Raw genomic sequence first — 22,187 nt, forward strand, 5'->3', positions numbered from 1 at the left:
CACCTCATATCTCCTGAATTTTCTACGTTTTGATTATAACACTCTTTTTTTAATTTTTTATAAAATTAATAATAGGTTTATGATATAATAAAATCGAATTTTTATAGCGAGGTGATTGAAATTTACTATTCAATATTAAAACCTGTTGAAGTATCCATTAAAATAAAACGTTCTGAATTTATTGGAAATATTAAAAAAGTTAATTCCGAAGAAGAAGCAAAAGCATTTATAAAAGAAATATCTTCAAAATATAAAAATGCCACACACAATTGCTGGGCATACAAAATTTCTGAAAATAAATTCAATTATTCCGATGATGGAGAACCATCTGGAACAGCAGGAAAACCAATATTTGGAAAAATAGAAAAATTTAACCTTTCAAATGTTGCTATTGTTGTGACCAGATATTTTGGTGGAGTAAAATTAGGAGTTCGTGGATTAATAGATGCATATTCTGAAACTGCTGAAAAGGTTATAGTTGAATCAAAAATAGCAAAATATATAGATTTGAAAATATATAACGTAATCACTGATTATTCTAAATACGCAGAAATAGAAAGATTATTAAAAAGATTAAATGGCTGGAAAATAATAAATAATACATTTACAGATAAAGTATCTTTTGAAATAGCCATTGAAGAAGAATATGAAAAAGATATTGTTTCTATATTATCCCAAAAAGGTGAAATCAATTATTTAAGAATAGAAGAAGTTGGTAAAGAAGTATGATATAATTCAATTTGAAAGGCAATTCATATTATACAAAATATATATATAAGATTGGGGGAATATTATGTTTGATAGAGGCACATACACAGAGATTAATATTTCCAATTATTTGTACAACATAGATTTAATTGAAAAAAAAGCTGGAACAAAAGCAATACCGGTATTAAAAGCTAACGCTTACGGACACGGGGCTATTCCTCTTGCAAAGGCATTGGTTAAAAGAGGAGTTGATATGATAGCTGTAGCCTTTTTAGGAGAAGGAATAGAAATTAGAAAAAGTGGTGTTAATATACCAACACTTGTATTCAATTATGTTAAACCTGAATATATAAAAGAAAATATGGAAAATTTCATCTATACACTTGGCTCCATTGAACAACTCAATGGACTTATTGAATATTTTGGAAGCGATATTAAAAAAATTGATTTTCATATAAATATAAATACAGGCATGAACAGAATGGGTTTTAAAAGAGAAGAAATAGACTTTCTCATTAAACAAATTAAAAAATATGATTTGAATATAAAGGGGATTTATTCCCATTTTGCAACAGCAGATGCGCTTGATGAATTTGTAAAAGAACAATATTATAATTTTATTTCCGCTGTAGATTATATTGAAGATAATGGAATAGAATTGCCAATAAAACATATATGTAATTCAGCCGCAGCTCTATTCTTTCCGGAATTTGCACATGACTATGTAAGACCAGGAATTGCAACATACGGATTACAACCTTCAGATATAGAAAAAGAGGAGGGATTAAAACCTGTATTATCCTGGAAAAGTGTTGTTGCAAAAAGAGGTGTTTTAAAAGCTGGAGAAAGTGTAAGTTATGGCAGAACATATTTTACAAAACAGGATATACCAATAGCCACAATACCTGTTGGATATGCTGACGGATATTTTAGGCAACTTTCAAACAAGGGATATGTATTGATTCATGGAAAAAAATGTAATATAATAGGGAGAGTCTGTATGGATCAATTTGTTGTAGAAACAACAAATGTAGAAAATATAAACCTTGGCGATGAAGTTATTTTAATAGGAGAACAAAACGGAAACAAAATCACAGCTGAAGAGCTGGGAAACTTAGCTGAAACTATAAATTACGATATTACTTCAAAAATAACCTGGAGAGTACCAAGGGTATATATAGACTAGGAGGAAAAATATGAAAAACACTGGCGGTATAAGTTTAGGAGATATGTTAAAAGAAAAAGGGCAATTATCAGACGATATTATAAACACTTCATATATTTCAGATTTAAAGGTTAATGATGTAAAAGATGTTGAAGGAAAGGTTTTAAGCAAACGCCTTCAAACAACAAAGGATGGAAAGGAATTTTTGCTTTTTACTCTGGGAGATAAAACAGGAACATTAAGAGCTATTGATTGGTTCAATGCCTCAAAAAACAATGAAAAAATAAATATTGGAGACATTATCAGATTAAGAGGTAAAATAGTTGTATTTGATAGTAGATTGCAATTAAATGTTGATAAAGACAGTGAAATAAAAATCTTAAAAGAAGACGAAATAGACCCTGAAAAGTTTATCAAGAGCAGCTCTAAAGATGTGGAATACCTAAAAAATGAATTATATGCAATTATTGATTCCATTAAGGATATAGATATCAAAAACCTGCTGACATATATGTTTATCAAGGATAAAAAATTCATTAAGCAATTTTTTGATTCACCTGCAGCTATTAGCGTTCATCATGCGTATAAACACGGATTACTTGAACACACAGTAGATGTCGCAAAATTATGTATTTCAATCTCTGAAAATTATATAGATATTGTCCAGAAGGACATTCTTATTGCAGGAGCGTTATTACATGATATTGGAAAAATAAGAGAATACAAAATAACCCCTGCTGGTATAGAGAAAACAGATGAAGGCGAGTTAATAGGACATATTGCACTGGGAACAAATATGGTTATAGAAGCTGCAAAAAAAGTTAACAATATGCCTTCTGAAAAACTTGAACAGATACTACATATGATTGTTTCACATCATGGAGAACTCGAATGGGGTAGTCCAATAGTTCCCAAAACAATAGAAGCATTTATATTACATTTTGCTGATAATTTAAGTTCTAAAGTAGAGCAGGTTAGAAATCATATTGAAGAATCCAATAACAAAGATTGGACAGATTATAACAAAAATCTTGGCCGAAAGATAAAAATAACAAAAATGGAGGACAAATAAATGCCTAAAACTGCAAAAAAAATAGTAATAGTGGAATCACCAGCCAAAGCAAAAACAATAGAAAAATATCTTGGCTCAGAATACAAAGTAGTGGCATCCAAAGGACATATTAGAGATTTGCCACAGAAAAAATTTGGTGTTGATATTGAAAAGGATTTCGAACCGGAATTTGAACTCATGCCTGGTAAAGAAAAGGTTGTAGAGGATCTTAAAAAAATAGCAAAAGGTAAAACAGTCTATCTTGCACCTGATATGGATAGAGAAGGAGAAGCTATTGCCTGGCATTTGAGTTATTTACTCGGACTTGATGAAAATGAAGAAAATAGAATAATCTTTTCAGAAATTACCAAAAACACCATTCAGGAAGCCATAAAATCACCAAGAAAAATAGATAAAAATAAAGTTGGTGCTCAATTAGCAAGGAGAATTCTTGATAGGATAGTTGGTTATAAAATAAGTCCTATTTTATGGAGAATTTTAAAGGATTATAATACCAGTGCCGGTAGAGTACAATCTGCCGCTTTAAAGATACTTGTTGACAGAGAAAGACAGATATTTAAGTTTAAACCAAAAGAATTTTATAAGATATTTTTAAAGTATATGGAACAGGATATACCACTGGTAAAAATAGATGGAAAAAAATTTAAAAAAGAAAGTATTTCAGAAAAGAAAAAAGAAGAAATATTCAAAGAACTGGAAAACGCTATTTACTCTGTTACTGCGGTTACAGAAAAGGAAACAAAGAAAAATCCCCCTCAACCATTTATAACCAGTACATTACAACAAAGCGCAATTTCAAAATATGGCTGGTCATCACAAAAAACAATGCAAATAGCTCAAAAACTATACGAAGGTATTGAAACAAAAGAAGGCCCTATTGCCTTTATCACATATATGAGAACAGATTCAACAAGAATCTCAGAAGACGCTATGAAAAAAGCTCACGAATATCTCGAATCAAATTTTGGAAAAGAGTATACAGGTCATTTTAAGGTTAAAAAGTCAAAGAAAAAGATTCAGGATGCTCACGAAGCTATAAGACCAACAGATGTATTTATGGATCCTAAAAAAGCAAAAGAACTTATCTCTGGCGATGCTTTAAAATTATATACATTAATCTGGAATAGGTTTATGGCTTCACAATCAGCTCCTTCAAAATATATTGAAAAAACATATACAATAAGCGATAACAATAAAAAATATGAATTTGAAGCTGTTGGAAGAAAAAGAATATTTGATGGATTTGAAAAATTCTGGAGTTCAAGCACAACTGAAAAAGAATATGAAATACCGGAAAAGGGTATATTAGAAAATATTGAATTAAAGGCAGAAAGAGATGAAACCAAGCCACCTTCAAGATATACAGAAGCTTCATTGGTAAAAGAAATGGAAAGCAAGGGAATTGGAAGGCCTTCTACATATGCAACTATAATCACTACATTATTAAATAGAAAATATGTAATAAAAGAAAAAAATTCATTAATACCAACACTTGTTGGATTTGTAGTTTCAGATATACTCGAAATGAACTTTCCGGAAATTGTTGACGTTAAATTTACCGCCCATATGGAAGAGAACCTGGATAAAGTTGAATCTGGAGAAATGGATTGGAAAACCCTTTTAAAGGAATTTTATGCAGAATTTGAAAAATTCCTTAATGATACAGATAAAAAATTAAAAGAGCGTTCTATGGACTTTACATATAATACAGATATTTCATGTGAAAAATGCGGTGAAAAGATGCAGCTCCAATTTGGACGTTACGGATTATACTTAAAATGTCCAAAATGCGGTGAAAACAAAGGCATTCAAAAAGGCGCCTTAGGTGTTACCATTGATAAAAAGGTATATTTAGATGAATCATTTTTAAAAACAGAAAAAGGAAAAGAGGAAGGAATAGGCAGACAATGTCCAAAATGTGGCGGTGAATTGGTAATAAAAAGCGGAAGATTTGGAAAGTTTATAGCCTGTTCAAATTATCCAGAATGCAAATATACTGAACCATTACCGGCAAGAGGTAAATGTCCAAAATGTGGCGGTACCGTTCATAAAATGAAAAGCAAAAAGGGGAAAGTATATTATAAATGTTCAGAATGTGGTGAAATGTTCTGGGATGAACCTTCCGATTATAGATGTCCTTCATGTAACGGACCTTTATTCTATAAAAGAAAAAACAGAGAAGAAATGCTCTATTGTCCAGAAGAAAAGAAATACTTTAAAGAAAGTGAGATAAATGAACTATAAAATAGCCCTTATTTATGGCGGTAATTCAAATGAACGTGAAGTTTCAATAAGAAGTGCAAAAAATATAGCTATGGCCATTGTAAAAAATGGCTATAGCTTATGTAAGTATGATTTAAAAACAGATTGGGAAAGGTTTGTTAATGAATATAAAATTGCAGATCTGGTTTTTAACATTGTTCATGGCTATGAAGGTGAAGATGGAACTTTACAGAGAAAACTTGAAAAACTTGGAATTGAATATATTGGATCAGATTCCAATACTTCTGAAAAGACCTTTGATAAATGGGCGTTTATTCAAAGTATAAAAAAAGATTTCTCTGTTCCAAAATCCTTTTTAACAGACAAATATATAGAACCGCCTTTAGATTTTCCTTTAATTATTAAACCAAGGAAAAGCGGCTCTAGCTTGGGGATTCATATATGCCATAATTTAGATGAATATAATAAATTTCTTAAAGAAGAACTCCAAAATTTTGGCGAAATAATAATACAGGAATATATAAAAGGTCGTGAAATCTCTGTAAGTATCATTCAGAAAAATGATGAAACCTTAGTTCTACCTATTCTTGAAATAAAACCTAAAAATGAATTTTATGATTATGAAGCAAAATATACAGAAGGATATACTGATTTTGAAGTGCCTGCAAAACTCGAAAAAGATTTAGAAGAAAAGATTATAAAAGATTTTAAAAAGCTTTTTTTAATGATGAATATACGGGATTTTTGTAGAATTGATGCAATAATAAAAAATGATAAATATTATATTCTGGAAATAAATACAATTCCTGGAATGACTGAATTAAGCGATTTACCTCAATCAGCAGCAGCATATGGCCTTTCTTTTGAAGAATTGGTGGATATACTAATAAAAAATCATTTAAAAGATTAAACAATCGGGCTTTTAGCCCGATTTTAATATATTTAATATAATCGTACAGAGGTGATTTTAATGTCAAGAGAATATATAATTCCTGTTTTTATACCACACGCGGGTTGTAAAAAAATATGTGTATTTTGCAATGAATATTCTGCAACAGGAATAAGAAAAAAACCTGATGAAAATAATTTAAATGATATATTCAATAGATATATTGAATATTTCCCTGAAAACGTAAATCCTTATATAGCCTTTTATGGAGCAACATTTACAGGAATGGACATAGAATTAATGAAATTTTACCTTAACTGGGCAGAAGAAAAAATTAAAAATGGCTTGGCATATGGCATTAGATTTTCCACATCACCAGAAGAAATTACAGAGAAAAAAATGAATGTTCTAAAAAATTATACAATTAATTTTATAGAAATTGGTATTCAATCATTTTATGAAGATATAATAAAAGCAGCAAACAGGCCACACGATTTAAATGACGTCTGGAATGCAATTGAATTATTGGAAAAATATGACTTTGACTATGGCATTCATTTAATGACAGGTTTGCCAAAAAGCTCTTATTATAAAGACTTAAATTCTGCAGTAATTGCAACATTTATAGGTGCTAAAAGTGTGAGGATACATCCAACAGTTATTTTAAAAAATTCAACACTTGAAAAAATGTATAAAAACAAGGAATATACTCCAGAAACGCTTGATGAGGCTGTTGAAAAAGTAGCTAAAATGACAGAAATTATAGAAGCTAATGATAAAAAGGTAATAAGACTTGGTATATGTTTATACGGTAAAGAAAGAGAAAATGTTGTAGCTGGTCCTTATCATGATTCTTTTGGTGATCTTGTAAGAAGTAAAATAGCTCGAGATATTATTGAAACTTTTGCTAAAGATAAATTGATTGTTCCTATGCAATATAAAGCAAATTTTATTGGCTTTAAAAAGAGCAATAAAGAGCTTTTGGAACACAGCAATATAGAATTTCATAATGGCAGTAAATTTTTATTAAACAATATTGAACTTAAATATGCTGATATTCTAAAAATCTTATTAAATCAAAATTTCATCTTATAGTAAAAAAGATAATTTCAATTTTTCTATTTTAAAATTGCAATTTGCTATTTCCTCTTTTTTTTATTATAATAATAGATAAGAAGATTTTAAAAAAGGGGTGATTGAGATGCTATACCATATGCCTACAAAATTGTATTACGGAAAAGATATTATTTCTAAACATAAAGATGAAATGATTTTAGGAGAAAAGGCTCTTATTGTTACAGGAAAACATTCTGCAAAACTTACAGGAGCACTTGATGATGTGATTTCTGTTCTTAATGAATTTAAAATCCCATATGTGCATTATGATGAAATAGGTGAAAATCCCACATATGATATGGTTATAAAAGGAAAAGAACTCGGTATAAAGGAAAATTGTGATTTTGTTATTGCCATAGGCGGTGGAAGCCCTATGGATGCAGGTAAGGCTATTTCTGTCTTAATTGCGAATCCAGAGTTAACACCAGATGATTTATTTGATTCTTCAAAATATGAAGTTTCAGTACCAATTATAACAGTTCCAACAACTGCAGGAACGGGAAGCGAAGTTACAGAATACGCTGTTTTAACAAAACCAAACGGAAGAAAATCCGGTTTTAAAGATGTTCTAATATTCCCTGATGTTTCTTACTTAGATCCTAAATACATGACAAAAATGAGCAGGGAGTTAACTCTTACCACTGCTGTTGATGCGCTTTCACATTCCATTGAAGGTGTTCTTTCAAAAAAGGCTACATTTATGTCTGATATCCTTGCAAAAGAATCTATCTCATTAATAAAAGAATATCTTCCAAAAGTATTAAATGATCTTGAAAACGTTGAATATAGAGAAAAACTGGCTTTAGCTTCAACATTAGCTGGAATAGTTATAGCCCAAACTGGAACAATATTACCACATTCTCTTGGATATAGAATTACCATTCACAAAGGAATAAGGCATGGACAGGCTACAGCTATATTCCTTCCATTTGTACTTGAAGAAGTAAAAAAAGCAGAACCGGAAAAAGTAAAAATAATTGAAGATATATTTGGTTCAATTGATGAGTTCACAACCTTCTTAAAAGAACTTGGTATTTATAACTTTAAATTTGAATATAAAGACGATGAACTTGATTTATTTATAAATGAAGTTTTAAATTCATCACATGTAAAAAACACACCGGGTGAATATAATTACAACAAGATTAAAGATATGTATAATAAAATATTGGAAATGTGATAAAATAATATTGGAGTGATAAATTTTGAAAATATTTCTTATAAGGCATGGAATGACAGATTGGAATCTAAAAAGAAAATGGCAGGGCACTGTGGATATAGAATTAAACGATATAGGCAAAGAACAGGCAAGAAACCTTGGAAAAAGATTTAAACGCGAGAAATATTCAAAGGTTTATGCTTCACCTTTATCTCGAGCTTATAATACTGCTCTTGAAATATCTAAAAATATAAATAAAAAACCTATAATTCATGAAGGTTTAAAAGAAGCTCACGTTGAATTGTGGAATGGATATCATATTGATGAAGTAAAAGAAAATTTCCCGGAAGAATTTAAATTATGGGGAAATGATCCGTGGGCATATATTAAGGGCGTTGAATCTATGGCAGAAGTTCAGGCAAGAGGAGTAAAAGCCTTAAAAGAAATTGTTAATAATACCTATAATGAAAATGTTGTAATTGTTTCACATGCACTTCTGATCAGAAGCTTAATTTGTTGGGTATTAAATCTTCCTTTAAACCAGCATAGAAATTTTATGCTCGATAATGCGTCAGTAACAACTATAGAATTTGAAAATAATAGATATAGATTAATAAATCTCAACGAAACATGGCATCTTGATATTGAAAGAATTATACATCCAAAAACAGTGGAGGAAGAAATATGAGATTATATGCTTATTTTCTACCAGATGTAAAATTGGAAAATCATAAATATTATTTTGTAGTTGATACTTTAAGAGCATCAACTACAATGGCCACTCTTATTTCTGTTGGAGCAGAAAGCGTTTCAATAACCGATGATCCTGATACAGCAATACAAATAAAAAATATGGATAATAATGTAGTATTAGTTGGAGAAAGAGGCGGATTAAAAATTACAGGCTTTGACTTTTCAAATTCTCCAACAGAAATTTTAAGAAATGCTAATCAGGTAAAGGATAAAAAGGTTATTTTATGTACTACAAATGGCTCAAAAGCTTTTTTAAAAGCAAACGATATGGGAATTACCATTTCATTGTCTTTAATTAATCTTAAATCAGCTATTCAATATGTTTTAAGTAAAAAAATTGATGATATTGGAATTGTATGTTCTGGAACAGATGGATATGTTTCTCTTGAAGATGTATTTACAGCAGGTAGATTTTTATCTATATTATCAAAACAGGATATATGCTATTTCAACGATGAAGCATATATAGCATTAAATATGGCTAATATTCCACATACCAGAATATTCCAGTATTCTTTACATGCTCAAAAACTCAAAAAACTTGGCCTTGAAAAAGACCTGAAAATGAGCTTTAATGAAGGATTGCTAAATGTAGTTCCTATCTCAAAGGCAAAAACAAATGAGTTTAAGCCAAAAATAGAAATTTAGTCGGAGGTGTCCAATGAAAAAGGTATTAGTTTTATTGTCATTAGTAGTATTTGTATTAGCAGGTTTTTCTGAAGAAATTGTTGGTTATTTAATGAAAGACGGAAAGATTTTAAGTAATTATTATCTTACAGAAAAGGCTTTTAAAATTGAATATTTAAATTCCCTTCAACAAATGCAACAAAACGGTCAGCAATTTGATCCTATGAAAGAACCTTTTTACATGGTTTCTACAATAAAAACAGCTTTAAGTTATAAAATTCTTGAATACTACGCAAACGAAAACAATTATAAACCCAATATGGAAGAAATAGACAGGAAAGTTGAAGAACTCGCTTCACAATACTTATCAAATGAAGATACAAAAAAACAGATTATTTCTTACTTTGGCTCTGAAGATAGTTTCAAAGATTATATAAAAAACAATTTATTAGCTTCATATTACTATAAATATATTGACTCAAAAATAGGAACAGTTACAGAAAATGAAGTTAATGAATATATAGAAAAAAACTTTGAAAAATTAAAAGAAGATAATGATAAAGTACTTACACAACATATTCTCGTTACAGATGAAGCTACCGCAAATAAAATATTAAACGAAATAAAAAGCGGTAAGATTTCATTTGAAGATGCTGCAAAAAAGTACTCTATTGATAAAAATTCTGCTGTTAACGGCGGAGAAATTAACTGGGTTACAAAAAAACAGGTTGTTGAACCTTATTTCTTAGCAGCCTGGAATGCGAAAATCGGTAGTATTGTAGGACCTGTAAAAACAGATTATGGTTATCATTTAATAAAGGTTAAAGATAAAAAGATTTATAATTCTCCAGAAGATATGGAAAACAATTCAGAAATTGTGGAAAAAATTAAATCCGACTTAAAAAACGAGAAATTATACAAATGGTATATGGACTATTCAAAACAATTTGATTTTGCGATAGTTTATAAACCTCTAATCTATGAGGATAGAATCCAAAAAGCTAAAACAATTGACGATTTAATGGATATAGAAAAAAAATTATTCGACGCAATAAAAACAGATCAGGATGTACCAGAAGAATGGAAACTCAGTTATGTTACTTTAGCAAAAAAAATAAAAGAACAAATCCCTGAAATTATAGAACTTGAAAAATCCTTATTAGTTCTCGATAACAAATACAAAAACCTTGATGAAAAAGCTTTAGACGAAGAATTAAATAAAATAGAAGAGGAAATCTCTAAATTAAAGGACTCACCTGAAAAGAAAGAAAAAGATCAGCTAAAAACAAACCTTGAAAATTTATACTACATAAAAATAATGTATCCTTACTTAATAAACAAAACAAATACAGAATTAAAAGAAGATATAAAAGAAAAAGAAGATTATTCCAGAGAACTCAATAACAGAAATTTCATTATTTTAAAAGAAATTTATATGAAAAACAAAGATATGAATACACTTGTAGAATTATATCAGCTTAATCCAGAAGATCCCGAAATTGCATTTGATTATAATTATTCATATTACAACTATATCAAGCAATATATTCAATCACAACCAAAAGATGTAATTCAACCAGAGCTTGAAAAGCTTTTAAAAGCTTTTGAAGGAATTGTGGAAAAAACAGATAACCCGGAAATAAAGTCTCAGTCAGAAAAGATTATAGAAGAAATAAAAACAACTTTAAAAAACATGATGCAATGAAAATATTTTCTCAAAATGTAAAAAAAGATTTAAATTTATCAGTTTCTTGTAACTGTTAATTAATATATCTAAGATATAATAATTTTGAAATCCCCATCCCCCGATTCCATATACATATATGGTTTCGTAAAAGCCCCGATTGTCGGGGCTTTTGTTTTTTTATTATTCACTTTCTTCTCCTAAAAATTTTTCCCAATACATCCATACATACCAGTCTGGATATACTACAACATCTTTATGATCTGGAAAATCAGGATTTGTTCTATTGTATACTATCCCTACATACCATCTGTCTTTTATGTAATAAGCACTTCGGGTTAAGTTATAATGCTTAGAGGTTGTTGTCCCTGCTTTTGTAAGATCAAATGAAAGATCTGCTGTTATAACCTTTGATACATCAGGACAGACTTTCTTCAATTCATCTGATGGTGCTTCTTCTTTTTCATTTGTAATTTCAATATTTTCCACTTTACCTGTCACTTTTTTGCTTTCCCAATCATAAATCGGAACCCACATGGTAATCTCTTCAATTGCCCATTTCCAATCTTCAGAAGAAACATCAACATTGTAGAAATACTTTTCTATTAAGGTCATCGAAGATTCCTCTGTTATGTTCTTCCAATCATTTAAATAACTCTGAAAAATTTCAGAATCCTCTTTTTGAATTGGTTTTACACACCCTACAAAAAGAAAAGCAATGCTTAATAAAACAAGTATAAGAGTTACCTTTTTCATATAAACACCTCCCTGAAAATTTGTATTTAATATCCTTAAATTATAATTCTACTATAATTCCATTATTGATTCAAGTTTTAAAAGATATTAAAAAAAAATAAAAATTCTTAGTTTTAATTAGATTTTAAAATTTTATCAGGCATAATTCTACAAAATTAGAAAATATATACTATCTTTTCAGGTTTGTATGTAAAGATCTAATATGGTAGAATCATATAGAAAATTAAAAAAGTAAATACCTCCGGAATTAAAGGTGAGAAATCTTAAAAGGGAAGATGGTGAGAATCCATCACGGCCCCGCCACCGTAACCGGGTACGAAACCAACAAAAGGCCACTGGGAATTGTCCTGGGAAGGCGTTGGGAGTAGGATGATCCGGAAGTCGGGAGACCTGCCTTTAATTCCAGAGCGATCCTGATCTCGCGGGAGATTAGGATGGAATTTTTATTTTATAGGAGGGATTTAAGTGAAAGTACATGAATTTATTGGTAAGGGTTTTTTGCAAGATTATGGAATAAAAGTGCCTCAATCGTATCTAATTACTTCTGAAAAAGACATTAAAGTAACATTCCTGCCTGCAGTATTAAAGTCTCAGGTGTTAGTGGGCGGAAGAATGAAAGCAGGCGGTGTATTATTTGCACATACAGAAGAAGAATTTTCTGAAAAAGCAAAATATCTGCTAAAAAAAGAAATAAAAGGCGAAAAAACTTATGGGGTTCTCGCTGAAGAAATGATTCCCATAAAAAAAGAATACTATATATCTCTACTACTTAATAGAGAAGAAAAAGAAATAAGTATACTATTTTCCGAAAGTGGTGGTATTGATATAGAAGAAAACAAAGATTCAATTATAAAAACAAATTTTGAAAAATTTCATGAAGTAATTCCGGAAAAAATCCAGAAAATATTGCCTAATTTAAGAAAATTATTTAGAGAAAAGGATTTAACCCTTCTTGAAATAAATCCATTAATCGAATCAGAAGGAGGAGAAATAATCGCTCTTGATGCTGTAATGCATCTTGATGATAACGCTATATTCAGACAAACCTGGGCAGAGGAATTTGTTGATGAAAAGTATCCTTTTCACTTTGTAAAACTTAAAGGAGATATTGGAATTATCGGCTGTGGCGCAGGAATAGTTATGGCTACAATGGATGCTGTTAAATTACATGGTGGAGAACCAGCAGATTTTCTTGATCTTGGTGGAGGAGCTGAAAAGGATATTACTCTTGAAGCTTTAAATTTATTAAAGAATTCTGGAATAAAAAAAGTAATTCTAAATATTTTTGGTGGAATTACAAAATGCGATGAAATAGCCAGAGGACTCGTTGAATTTAATAAGGAAAATCCTGATATACAATTATTTATAAGATTAACGGGAACAAATGAAAACGAAGCAAAGGAAATTCTAAAAAAACACAATTTAAATTATTATGAAGATATGTATTCCATGATTCTTGATGCAGTGAAAGTGGGTGAGTATAAATGATTTACGGAAATGAAAGAGTTTGTGTCCAGGGTATTACCGGAAAATCTGGACAATTGCATACAAAGAAGATGCTCGATTATGGAACAAATATTGTATGTGGTGTTTCAAAAAACAATAAAATAAAGGATTTATATAATATTCCTGTATTAACCAATATGAAAGATGCTGTAGAAAAATATAATGCAGATACATCTGTTGTATTTGTACCTGCTCCATTTGCAAAAGATGCTATTTTTGAAGCTATTAATGCTGGCATAAAAAAAATTATAATTATCACAGAACATATTCCTCAACAGGATATGCTGGATGTATATCATATTGCAAAGGATAATAATGTAAGGGTAATAGGACCTAATTGTCCTGGCGTAATATTACCTGGAATTTCAAAAATCGGGATTATGCCTGAAAAAGCTTTTAAGCCTGGAGAAATTGCTGTAATATCAAGAAGCGGAACTTTAATGTATGAAATATCAAATTATCTTTCTTTATATTCAAAAGGCATAAAAATCGGAATTGGTCTGGGTGGTGATCCAATTATCGGAACATCTGTTGAAGAAGCTTTTGACTATTTAATTGAAAATAATATAAAAGAGGCTGTTATAATAGGTGAAGTTGGGGGGAATGATGAAGTTACAGGTATCAAAAATGCTCTTAAAAAAGGTTATAAAGGGAATATAAAGGTATTTTTTGCTGGAAGAACAGCTCCAAAAGGAAAAAGAATGGGACATGCCGGAGCTATTGTAGAAGGTTATGAAGGTAGTATTGAATATAAAGAAAAGCAACTTCTTGAAATGGGAATAAATGTGGTTAAAAATATACCAGATCTTTTATAAGAAAAGTAAATATAAAGATAATAAATTTTGATATGATATAAATAACTATATTATTATAACAAAGGAGTTGAAGAAGTTGCTTTCAAATCCATATTTTCTTTTATTTTCATCAATTTTTTTAGGTATCTTTATAGGTAAGTTTAAAATAGGTAGATTTAAATTAGGGAGTTCGGGAACCCTTTTTAGCGGATTATTTTTGGGGTGGTTGGCTACCACCCTCCTTTTAAAAGATAATAATCTTTCTTCAATCCAATTATTAAAGGCTTCATTTCACCAATTTTTTCTTTTTTCTTTGATTTTATTTATTTCAGCTGTTGGATTAATAGCTTCCAGAGATATTAAATTTATCATAAAAAAATTTGGAAGTAGATTTATAGCCATGGCATTTGTTATAACTCTTTCTGGTTTCATTCTATCCTATTTTTTTGGAAAAATATCAGGATATAATATTTATAATTTTATTGGAGTATATTCTGGTGCCCTTACCAGTTCCCCAGGACTTGCAACAGCACTTGAAACTGTTCCTGATTTCCAGGATGAAATAACCTTTGGATATTCTGTTGGATATATCCCTGGTGTTCTTGCGGTAATTCTTTCTATGTACTTAATTCCTGTAATATTTAAAATAGATATTTCAAAAGAAAAAGAAAAACTGGCATCTGAAATAACTTTTGAAGAAGATAAAATTAACAATTTTGACTTCATGGCATTTTCTTTTGTAATAATTGTAGGTATTCTATTAGGCAAGATAAATATCAATCTTGGAATTATACAATTTTCACTTGGCATGACCGGTGGAATATTGATTTCGGCTTTATTTTTAGGTTCATTAGGTAAAGTTGGACCTATTAATTTTAAAATGAACAAAAAAATCTTAAAAAGTATTCAAGAATTAGGATTGCTTATGTTTTTGTCATCTGTTGGATTGAAATCTGGATATAACACCTTTAACAATCTTAACGAAAAAACGCTTATTTTAATGTTTTTCGCACTAATTATTGCTCTTTTTTCTATTCTAATAGGTTATATTATAGGAAGATATATTTTTAAACTTAACTGGATAATTTTATCTGGCGCCATTTGTGGAGGAATGACAAGTACTCCGGGACTTGGTGCAGCAATTGATGCAAATGAATCTGAAGAGGTTGCTTCTGGATATGGGGCAACATATCCATTTGCATTACTGGGAATGGTAATATTTACAAAGATTTTTTCTTTATTAAATTAACACATAAAAAATAACCCTGAAATTTGATTTTCAGGGTTATTTTTTACTTGAAACTTCAAATATTATCTCCAATTTTAATTCTTTGTCCATAAAAGTAGGTGGATTTTCAGCCCATAATTCTTTCTTTGAAATATCCTCTGAAGAGTATTTTTCAAAACATAATTCGCAACTTCCCATATGATAGAATTTTATATAATTTATTTTATCATTTTCCTCGAATAAAATAAATTCCTCATTGCTTTCTTCATCTAATACCTTTCTCACTGGAATTAATGCATTTTCAGATATATTATCCATAGAACTTAAAAATTTATATACATCTTCATATGTTTTCATTCTCTTAAATATTCTCTGATGCACACTTTCACCTTCTTAATAATGGTATTTTTCGTTATTATTTATTTTAAATGCTCTATATATTTGTTCCAGTAAAAATAGCAGTATCATTTCATGCGTAAAGGTCATCTTAGACATAGAAAGCAAAAAATCTGCATTGTTTCTTATATATTCATGATGTCCCAACGGTCCTCCAATAAAAAAAGATATGTTTTTTTTACCTATTCTCCATGTATCTATTTTTTTTGCAAAATCTATTGAGGATAATTCCTTTCCTCTTTCATCAAGAACAACCCTGAAAACATCTCCTGTAAAATATTTTAAAATCCTCTCCATGTCCTTTCTTTTATACTCTTCTGCTGATATTTTATTTAAATCATCTGATAATGGTAAAGTAATTAATTCCACTCTATCATATTTAGAAGTCCATTTCAAATATTGTTCAAGACCTGTTTTTATAAATTTCGTCTTTGGTTTTCCAATAACATAAACCTTTATCATATTAATTCATTTCTCCTTTAAAATTCGTTTCATCATCTATATAATTTTCTTCTGCATATGATTCTGTTGTTGCAATACCTTTAGTTACCAAACCCAGCAAAAATGAAAAAATAATTATCTGACTCCCTCCATATGAAATCAAAGGCAACGGAACTCCTGTAACCGGCATTATTCCCAAATTCATCCCTATATTTTCAAAGACATGAAAAAATATAATCAAACTTGTTCCAAAATATATGTATTTCCAGAATCTTCTGGAAGTTTTTTGTGCATAAATATACATTCTATAAATTAATATTCCATAAAGCAATATGATTACAGTTATTCCCAAAAATCCAAATTCTTCACCTATTACAGAAATAATAAAATCATTATGGTCTTCCGGTACAAAATCAGAAAGATTCATAAAACCATTTAAATATCCTTTTCCAAAAAAACCACCAGAACCTATTGCTCTCATTGCCTGTAAAGTATTATATGCAACTCCAGCGGCATTTTTTTCAGGAAATAAAAAACCTATAATTCTGGCTTTTTGATAATCTTTCATAAAATAAAAGGCAAAAGGTGAGGAAAATAACATTAAAAACATTGAAGTTTTCCATGTTTTTTCATGTTCACCAGAAACATAGGTTAACATAAACCATAAACCAAATGTAAATAACGTCATACCCAGATCCGGCTGTTTAAAGATTAATCCAAGCCCTAACAACGTTGTTAGAGATAATATATAATATGCTTTTTTGTTTTTTTCTGCAAGGTATTTTGCAAAAATAATAAGTGTAAAGATCAAAAACAAATGAGAGGGCTGTATTCCAACAGGACCAACTCTTATCCATCGTCTTGCACCATAGCGTGCTCGTTCAAATACCAAAACATATATTAAAAGAAAAATAGTAAAAGAATATAAATAGCCGATAATTCTTTTTAAAAAACTTTCTTTTAAAAAATATGCGGTAAAAAATACTATTATTCCTAACGTTGAAAATATTATTTGTTTATAATAATTATCTTCTATATACTCTCCATATGTAGCTGTTCTTACTGCAAAAACTCCTATTATCAAAAGTAAAAAATATATTAAAGGAATTATATACTCAAATTTTCTCATTCTTTCAAAAGGTTCTGTATAAATTCCTGACAAAGGATTATTTCTTATCATTGTAATTTTTCCTCCAACTTTCTTCTTTTAAGAAAGCTACAAATTTCATTGCTAAATCAGGATCAAATTGTGTTCCGGCATTTTTTTCAATTTCCTTTATGCTTTCTTCAAATGAAAGTGCCTTTTTGTAAGGTCTGTCTGTTGTCATTGCATCAAAACTATCAGCAAGAGATATTATTCTTGAAATAAATGGTATTTCTTCGCCTTTTAATCCTTCTGGATATCCTCTGCCATCCCATCTTTCATGATGATACTTTGCAATAATTGCATATTCATCCATATAACCACTTTGTTTAAGCAATTCATAACTTTTAGTGGAATGTGTTTTTACTATTTCATATTCTTCATCTGTTAATCTTGTCTCCTTATTTAAAACTGTTTGGGGAATAAAGAATTTTCCTATATCATGCAATAAACTGGACCAATAAACCTTTCTTATCATATCTTTATCCAGTTTAAGATATTCTGCAAATTCTGTTGCATAATATGCAACTCTTTCTGAATGACCTTTTGTATATTTATCATAATACTCAAGAGCTTTTACAAGAGTTAATACAACATTTTTATGGAACCTTCCTTCTTCTTTTGAAATTTGCTTTAATCTAACAAATGCAGAAGCAAGATGCGAAAGAGCCTCTACAAGTCTCATAGATTCATTTGAAAAAGTCTTTCTGCCATTTTTTACACTTATATCCAGAGCAATTTGCCCAATAACATAATTGTTTATCTTTAAAGGCGCTAATAACGATTTTGAAATTGGTTTTGTTGCATCGGCTAATTCCTGAAGTTTTGTATCATCAAGCAATCCTTTATTTTTTTCAACAATATTTTCAACAACAGATACCTGTTTCGCATATATAAATGTTTTATTATCAAACACAACATGTTTCAGCCGTTTTTCATCATGCCCAATTGCACTGATAATCTTCCATATATTTTTATCTTTATTAAACAGAAAAATACTTCCATAATCGGCTTCAGGAACTATTTTTATAGCACTTTCAAGTAATTTGTCAAAAAAGACCTTTTCATCCATATCGGAAAGGCTAAGACGGGCAATTACCGTTATTAACTCTTCTAATTTTTCAAAATACGTCTCTAATCGCTTATTTAAATCACTTAATTCTTCATTCATTGCCGTAGTTTCCTGCAAATAACCTTCTAATTCCAATTTATGCGCATAAATTCGTTTAATCAGTGAATTAAATGAATTTTTCAGAGATTCAAATTCTTCTATTTCAAAATTCTGATCAAACTCTTCCAGTAATTCATTTCTCATATGTTCTGTCAATGATTTAATAGGCCTGATAATCTGATTATTTAAATGCTTTATTTCCAATTTTCTCATAATTATTGATATTAATACAACAACAATCATACTTAATAATGTTACTAAAAAGAAGTTATATATATATTTACTATAATCTATTATTAAATAAACCTTTCTTCCATAAAGTTCAAATGTTTTAAAAATTGCAAACGGCTTATTTTCTTTAGTCAAAGAAATTTTCTCATTTTTTGCAAGAAAAACCTTTAATTCATCAATTACCGCTTTGACATCTAATTTAACAACTAAAATCCCTTCGAAAAAACGACTTTCTCCGTAAAAATCATAAAAGTACGGAAATAAATAACATATATTTTCATTGTCAACAATAACTTTAAACTCTGTTTTTTTCAATTCATCTATATGTTTATCAATATCAAATTGTTGAAACCCGGCTTTTTCTGGATATACAAAGGTAAATGTTTTTAACGACGGCTTATAGTCTCCTATACATGAGATAACAGAGTTGCTATTAACAACATTTTTTAGGATCTTTTCAGCATCAACAGATAAAGAATAAACATTTGCAATAACTTCCATATTCGTAATAATTCTCTTCTTTTGAGTATCAATAATCTTTAATATCCTATTGTACTGGATTTCAACTTCATTGTTCATATAAAAATATGTATTTAAAGCAAAAAAGATTGCCATTATTAAATATATGGCAGTGGTTGCAGCTATTAACTTTTTTCTTGTGTTTCTTCTAAACCATTGTTCTAATTTTATTTTATTATTTTCCATATTTTTTCAGTATAATATTTATTTTCTGTTTATTCTTCAAAATTATATAATTTATCTTTTCCAGTAAAATCTTATCTTTTGTTGCAATACCAACATCTGATTTTTCAAATGGCTCTCCAACAATTTCTACAGGATATTTTTTTGAAAAATATAAAGCATTTACCAGATCAAAGAAAGCAGCATCTACATTTCCATCTAAAACCCCTTCAAGACACTCTTCATTTGAAGAATATACATGTAAATGTACTATTTTGCCGCTATTAATTAATTCAAGCGTTTTTTTATACCCCGTTGAATCTTTTTTTGCGCCAATAGCTATATTATCAAAACTTGTTATTTTTTTCTTATTATCTTTTAATTTTATTAAAACCAACCCTGTAGTTAAATACGGTATTGAAAAATAATATTTTTTTCGTCTTTCGGGAGTAATATGTATTCCGCCTATTATCATATCCACATTTCCTTCATTTAGCGCATTGTCGACCAGATATGGAAACGAAAAAATATAAATTTCTACATTTTCATGCAGCTCTTGAGATATCATTTTTACAATTTCTACATCAATTCCTTTTAAAATATACCCATCTTCTACTTCTTCCATATATGCATATGGCTCTGTAAGTGAAATCCCAACCTTTAACACTGCATAAAATTGCACAGCTACTATCAAAAAAAAGATTATAAATAACTTGCTCTTCATAATAACTCCCTTTCAATTTATGTTATAATATAAGTAAATTTAGATTATATCATCATAAACAGCAAATCCAAAATAAATCCCGTATAAATATTATATCATAAAAAATATGCATTATGAAATATTCGTTATACTAAATATATTTAACTTTGCGGAGGTTTTTTATACATGAAAATTTATATAATTGGACCTGGAAAAGTGGGAAAAACTTTATATAATTGCTTAATAAAAAAATATTCTGATATAATATTAATAGGGAAGAATATTGATATATCAAATTACAGATTTGATGGCATTATAATAATTACAACACCCGATGATATTATTGAAAAAATATGGAATAAATTAAAAAATAATAACCTCGAAAATGTTCTCGCAATTGGTCATTGTAGTGGAGTATTGGACTCTTCTTTTATACAATCTGTGCCACATTTTTCCATGCACCCTAACTTTCCATTTAACTCAGAAAAAAAATGTGAAGAAATACAAAATATAGTCTGGGGAATTGAAGGCAATGAAAAGGGACTGGAATATGCAAAAAAATTAGTTACAGACTTAAAAGGAAAATATATCATTATTCCCCAAAACAAAAAAATCCAATATCATCTTGCAGCTGTTATACTTTCAAATTTTTCATATGCTCTGGCGAAATTATCCATGGATTTATATAAAGATATGAATCTTAACAACATAGAGCATTTAATAGACCTTGCAATCTATTCATTAAATAATATAAAAAAAGTAGGTTTAAAAGAAGCTTTAACTGGCCCTGTTGCAAGAAATGATATTAAAACCATTCAAAAAGAAAAAAAAATATTCAAAAGCTATTTTAACGATGAAAATATTTATGATTTTTTTATAGATACGCTATACAGGATAAAGGAGGAAACTTGAAATGAGTATAAGAAAATTTCTAAAAATGAAAAAAAAGCAGGAGAAAATAGTAATGATTACTGCATATGATTATTTCTCCGCCAAAATCGCTGAAGCTGCAAATGTCGATATGATACTTGTTGGTGATTCAGCTTCAAATGTAATGCTTGGAAATAATGATACTATAAAAATAGGCATGGAAGAAATGATAATCTTTGTCAAAGCTGTAAAAAAAGGTGCTCCTAACACATTTATTATAGGAGACATGCCATTTTTAAGCTATCAGGTTTCCGATAGCGAAGCTATTAAAAATGCTGGTTTATTACTAAAAGCTGGTGCTGATGCTATAAAACTCGAAGGTGGATTAAATGTTGTGCCATTAATAAAAAAAATGGTGGATTTCGGGATACCGGTAATGGGTCATATAGGTTTTACTCCACAATCATATAAACAAATAGGTATAACTTCAAAAGGCAAAACTCAAACTGAAGAAGAAGTTTTATTAAACAGTGCAAAAGCTTTAGAAGATGCTGGAGCATTTTCAATTGTGTTGGAAATGGTTACAGAACCTGTGGCAAAAAAAATCTCAGAAGAATTGGCAATACCCACAATAGGTATAGGTTCTGGAAGATTTTGTGATGGTCAGGTTCTGGTATGGCATGATTTATTGGGTTTAAACAACGAATTTGAACCTAAATTTTTAAAAAAATACTTAAATGGTTTCGAACTATTTAAAGAAGCTATTGAAAATTATTCATCAGAAGTAAAAAATGGAAAATTTCCAGAAGCTAAACATGCATATAAACCTATAGAGGAAGGCAGTGACCAAAAATTATAGGAGATAAAATT

The 22,187-nt window shown here is 29.3% G+C and carries 21 protein-coding genes and 1 riboswitch; of the genes, 15 read left to right on the forward strand and 6 right to left on the reverse strand.

What is annotated here, in order from left to right:
• Window positions 1–111: 111 nt before the first annotated feature.
• From LN42_RS05615 to LN42_RS05660, 10 genes are all read left to right on the forward strand, one after another.
• Complete coding sequence (locus tag LN42_RS05615) at window positions 112–729, forward strand: YigZ family protein (RefSeq protein WP_083635658.1); 618 nt, start codon at window positions 112–114, stop codon at window positions 727–729.
• 64 nt (window positions 730–793) lie between these two features.
• Window positions 794–1,894 (forward strand): alanine racemase, encoded by a 1,101-nt coding sequence (gene alr / locus LN42_RS05620; RefSeq protein ID WP_075780482.1) that lies wholly within the window; start codon window positions 794–796, stop codon window positions 1,892–1,894.
• 10 nt (window positions 1,895–1,904) lie between these two features.
• Complete coding sequence (locus LN42_RS05625; protein WP_083635659.1) at window positions 1,905–2,945, forward strand: 3'-5' exoribonuclease YhaM family protein; 1,041 nt, start codon at window positions 1,905–1,907, stop codon at window positions 2,943–2,945.
• Window positions 2,946–5,189, forward strand: a complete 2,244-nt coding sequence (topA, locus tag LN42_RS05630; protein ID WP_014296545.1) for a type I DNA topoisomerase — start codon at window positions 2,946–2,948, stop codon at window positions 5,187–5,189.
• A complete protein-coding gene (locus LN42_RS05635) occupies window positions 5,179–6,078 on the forward strand; it encodes a D-alanine--D-alanine ligase (RefSeq protein ID WP_075780483.1) in 900 nt (299 codons plus the stop codon). The genes topA and LN42_RS05635 overlap by 11 nt, the downstream gene beginning before the upstream one ends.
• A gap of 60 nt (window positions 6,079–6,138) precedes the next feature.
• On the forward strand, window positions 6,139–7,152 hold the full coding sequence (locus LN42_RS05640) for an elongator complex protein 3 (protein ID WP_075780484.1): 1,014 nt from the start codon (window positions 6,139–6,141) through the stop codon (window positions 7,150–7,152).
• 106 nt (window positions 7,153–7,258) lie between these two features.
• Window positions 7,259–8,353: an iron-containing alcohol dehydrogenase family protein gene (locus LN42_RS05645; RefSeq protein WP_014296548.1), complete on the forward strand. Its 1,095-nt coding sequence runs from the start codon at window positions 7,259–7,261 to the stop codon at window positions 8,351–8,353.
• Between the two features lie 25 nt (window positions 8,354–8,378).
• Complete coding sequence (locus LN42_RS05650; RefSeq protein ID WP_014296549.1) at window positions 8,379–9,020, forward strand: histidine phosphatase family protein; 642 nt, start codon at window positions 8,379–8,381, stop codon at window positions 9,018–9,020.
• On the forward strand, window positions 9,017–9,733 hold the full coding sequence (locus LN42_RS05655) for a 2-phosphosulfolactate phosphatase (protein ID WP_075780485.1): 717 nt from the start codon (window positions 9,017–9,019) through the stop codon (window positions 9,731–9,733). Before LN42_RS05650 ends, LN42_RS05655 begins: the two co-directional genes overlap by 4 nt.
• A 13-nt stretch (window positions 9,734–9,746) precedes the next feature.
• Window positions 9,747–11,417 carry a peptidylprolyl isomerase gene (locus LN42_RS05660; RefSeq protein ID WP_014296551.1) on the forward strand — a complete coding sequence of 557 codons (1,671 nt, stop codon included), beginning with the start codon at window positions 9,747–9,749 and terminating at the stop codon, window positions 11,415–11,417.
• 162 nt (window positions 11,418–11,579) lie between these two features.
• Here the strand turns inward: LN42_RS05660 and LN42_RS05665 are convergent, their stop codons facing one another.
• Entirely contained in the window at window positions 11,580–12,152 is a 573-nt protein-coding gene (locus LN42_RS05665) for a hypothetical protein (RefSeq protein ID WP_075780486.1), read from the reverse strand.
• Window positions 12,153–12,386: 234 nt separating this feature from the next.
• A riboswitch (cobalamin riboswitch) is annotated at window positions 12,387–12,565 on the forward strand.
• A gap of 52 nt (window positions 12,566–12,617) precedes the next feature.
• Between LN42_RS05665 and LN42_RS05670 the strand changes: the two genes are divergently transcribed.
• The 3 genes from LN42_RS05670 (at window position 12,618) to LN42_RS05680 (ending at window position 15,701) form a co-directional block, all read left to right on the forward strand.
• Window positions 12,618–13,640 carry an ATP-grasp domain-containing protein gene (locus LN42_RS05670; RefSeq protein ID WP_075780487.1) on the forward strand — a complete coding sequence of 341 codons (1,023 nt, stop codon included), beginning with the start codon at window positions 12,618–12,620 and terminating at the stop codon, window positions 13,638–13,640.
• Window positions 13,637–14,473: a CoA-binding protein gene (locus LN42_RS05675; protein WP_075780488.1), complete on the forward strand. Its 837-nt coding sequence runs from the start codon at window positions 13,637–13,639 to the stop codon at window positions 14,471–14,473. Before LN42_RS05670 ends, LN42_RS05675 begins: the two co-directional genes overlap by 4 nt.
• A 76-nt stretch (window positions 14,474–14,549) precedes the next feature.
• Window positions 14,550–15,701, forward strand: coding sequence for a membrane protein (locus tag LN42_RS05680; protein WP_014296555.1), 1,152 nt, complete (start codon window positions 14,550–14,552; stop codon window positions 15,699–15,701).
• Window positions 15,702–15,737: 36 nt separating this feature from the next.
• Here the strand turns inward: LN42_RS05680 and LN42_RS05685 are convergent, their stop codons facing one another.
• From LN42_RS05685 to LN42_RS05705, 5 genes are read right to left on the reverse strand one after another with little or no spacing between them, the layout of a single operon-like run.
• The gene (locus LN42_RS05685; protein WP_014296556.1) at window positions 15,738–16,061 is read right to left on the reverse strand and encodes a hypothetical protein; all 324 of its coding nucleotides are present in this window, start codon (window positions 16,059–16,061) and stop codon (window positions 15,738–15,740) included.
• Between the two features lie 12 nt (window positions 16,062–16,073).
• Window positions 16,074–16,538: a 23S rRNA (pseudouridine(1915)-N(3))-methyltransferase RlmH gene (locus LN42_RS05690; protein WP_075780489.1), complete on the reverse strand. Its 465-nt coding sequence runs from the start codon at window positions 16,536–16,538 to the stop codon at window positions 16,074–16,076.
• A gap of 1 nt (window position 16,539) precedes the next feature.
• On the reverse strand, window positions 16,540–17,697 hold the full coding sequence (locus LN42_RS05695; RefSeq protein WP_014296558.1) for an FtsW/RodA/SpoVE family cell cycle protein: 1,158 nt from the start codon (window positions 17,695–17,697) through the stop codon (window positions 16,540–16,542).
• Window positions 17,684–19,768, reverse strand: coding sequence for an HD domain-containing phosphohydrolase (locus LN42_RS05700; RefSeq protein ID WP_075780490.1), 2,085 nt, complete (start codon window positions 19,766–19,768; stop codon window positions 17,684–17,686). The genes LN42_RS05695 and LN42_RS05700 overlap by 14 nt, the downstream gene beginning before the upstream one ends.
• Window positions 19,758–20,468 (reverse strand): ABC transporter substrate-binding protein, encoded by a 711-nt coding sequence (locus LN42_RS05705; RefSeq protein ID WP_014296560.1) that lies wholly within the window; start codon window positions 20,466–20,468, stop codon window positions 19,758–19,760. The genes LN42_RS05700 and LN42_RS05705 overlap by 11 nt, the downstream gene beginning before the upstream one ends.
• 165 nt (window positions 20,469–20,633) lie before the next feature.
• Here LN42_RS05705 and LN42_RS05710 point away from each other — a divergent pair, with 165 nt between their 5' ends.
• Complete coding sequence (locus LN42_RS05710; protein ID WP_075780491.1) at window positions 20,634–21,359, forward strand: DUF2520 domain-containing protein; 726 nt, start codon at window positions 20,634–20,636, stop codon at window positions 21,357–21,359.
• Window position 21,360: 1 nt separating this feature from the next.
• Window positions 21,361–22,176 (forward strand): 3-methyl-2-oxobutanoate hydroxymethyltransferase, encoded by an 816-nt coding sequence (panB, locus tag LN42_RS05715; RefSeq protein ID WP_075780492.1) that lies wholly within the window; start codon window positions 21,361–21,363, stop codon window positions 22,174–22,176.
• Window positions 22,177–22,187 lie beyond the last annotated feature (11 nt).

This window comes from Marinitoga sp. 1137 (genome assembly GCF_001941525.1).
GTDB classification, from domain to species: Bacteria; Thermotogota; Thermotogae; order Petrotogales; family Petrotogaceae; genus Marinitoga; species Marinitoga piezophila.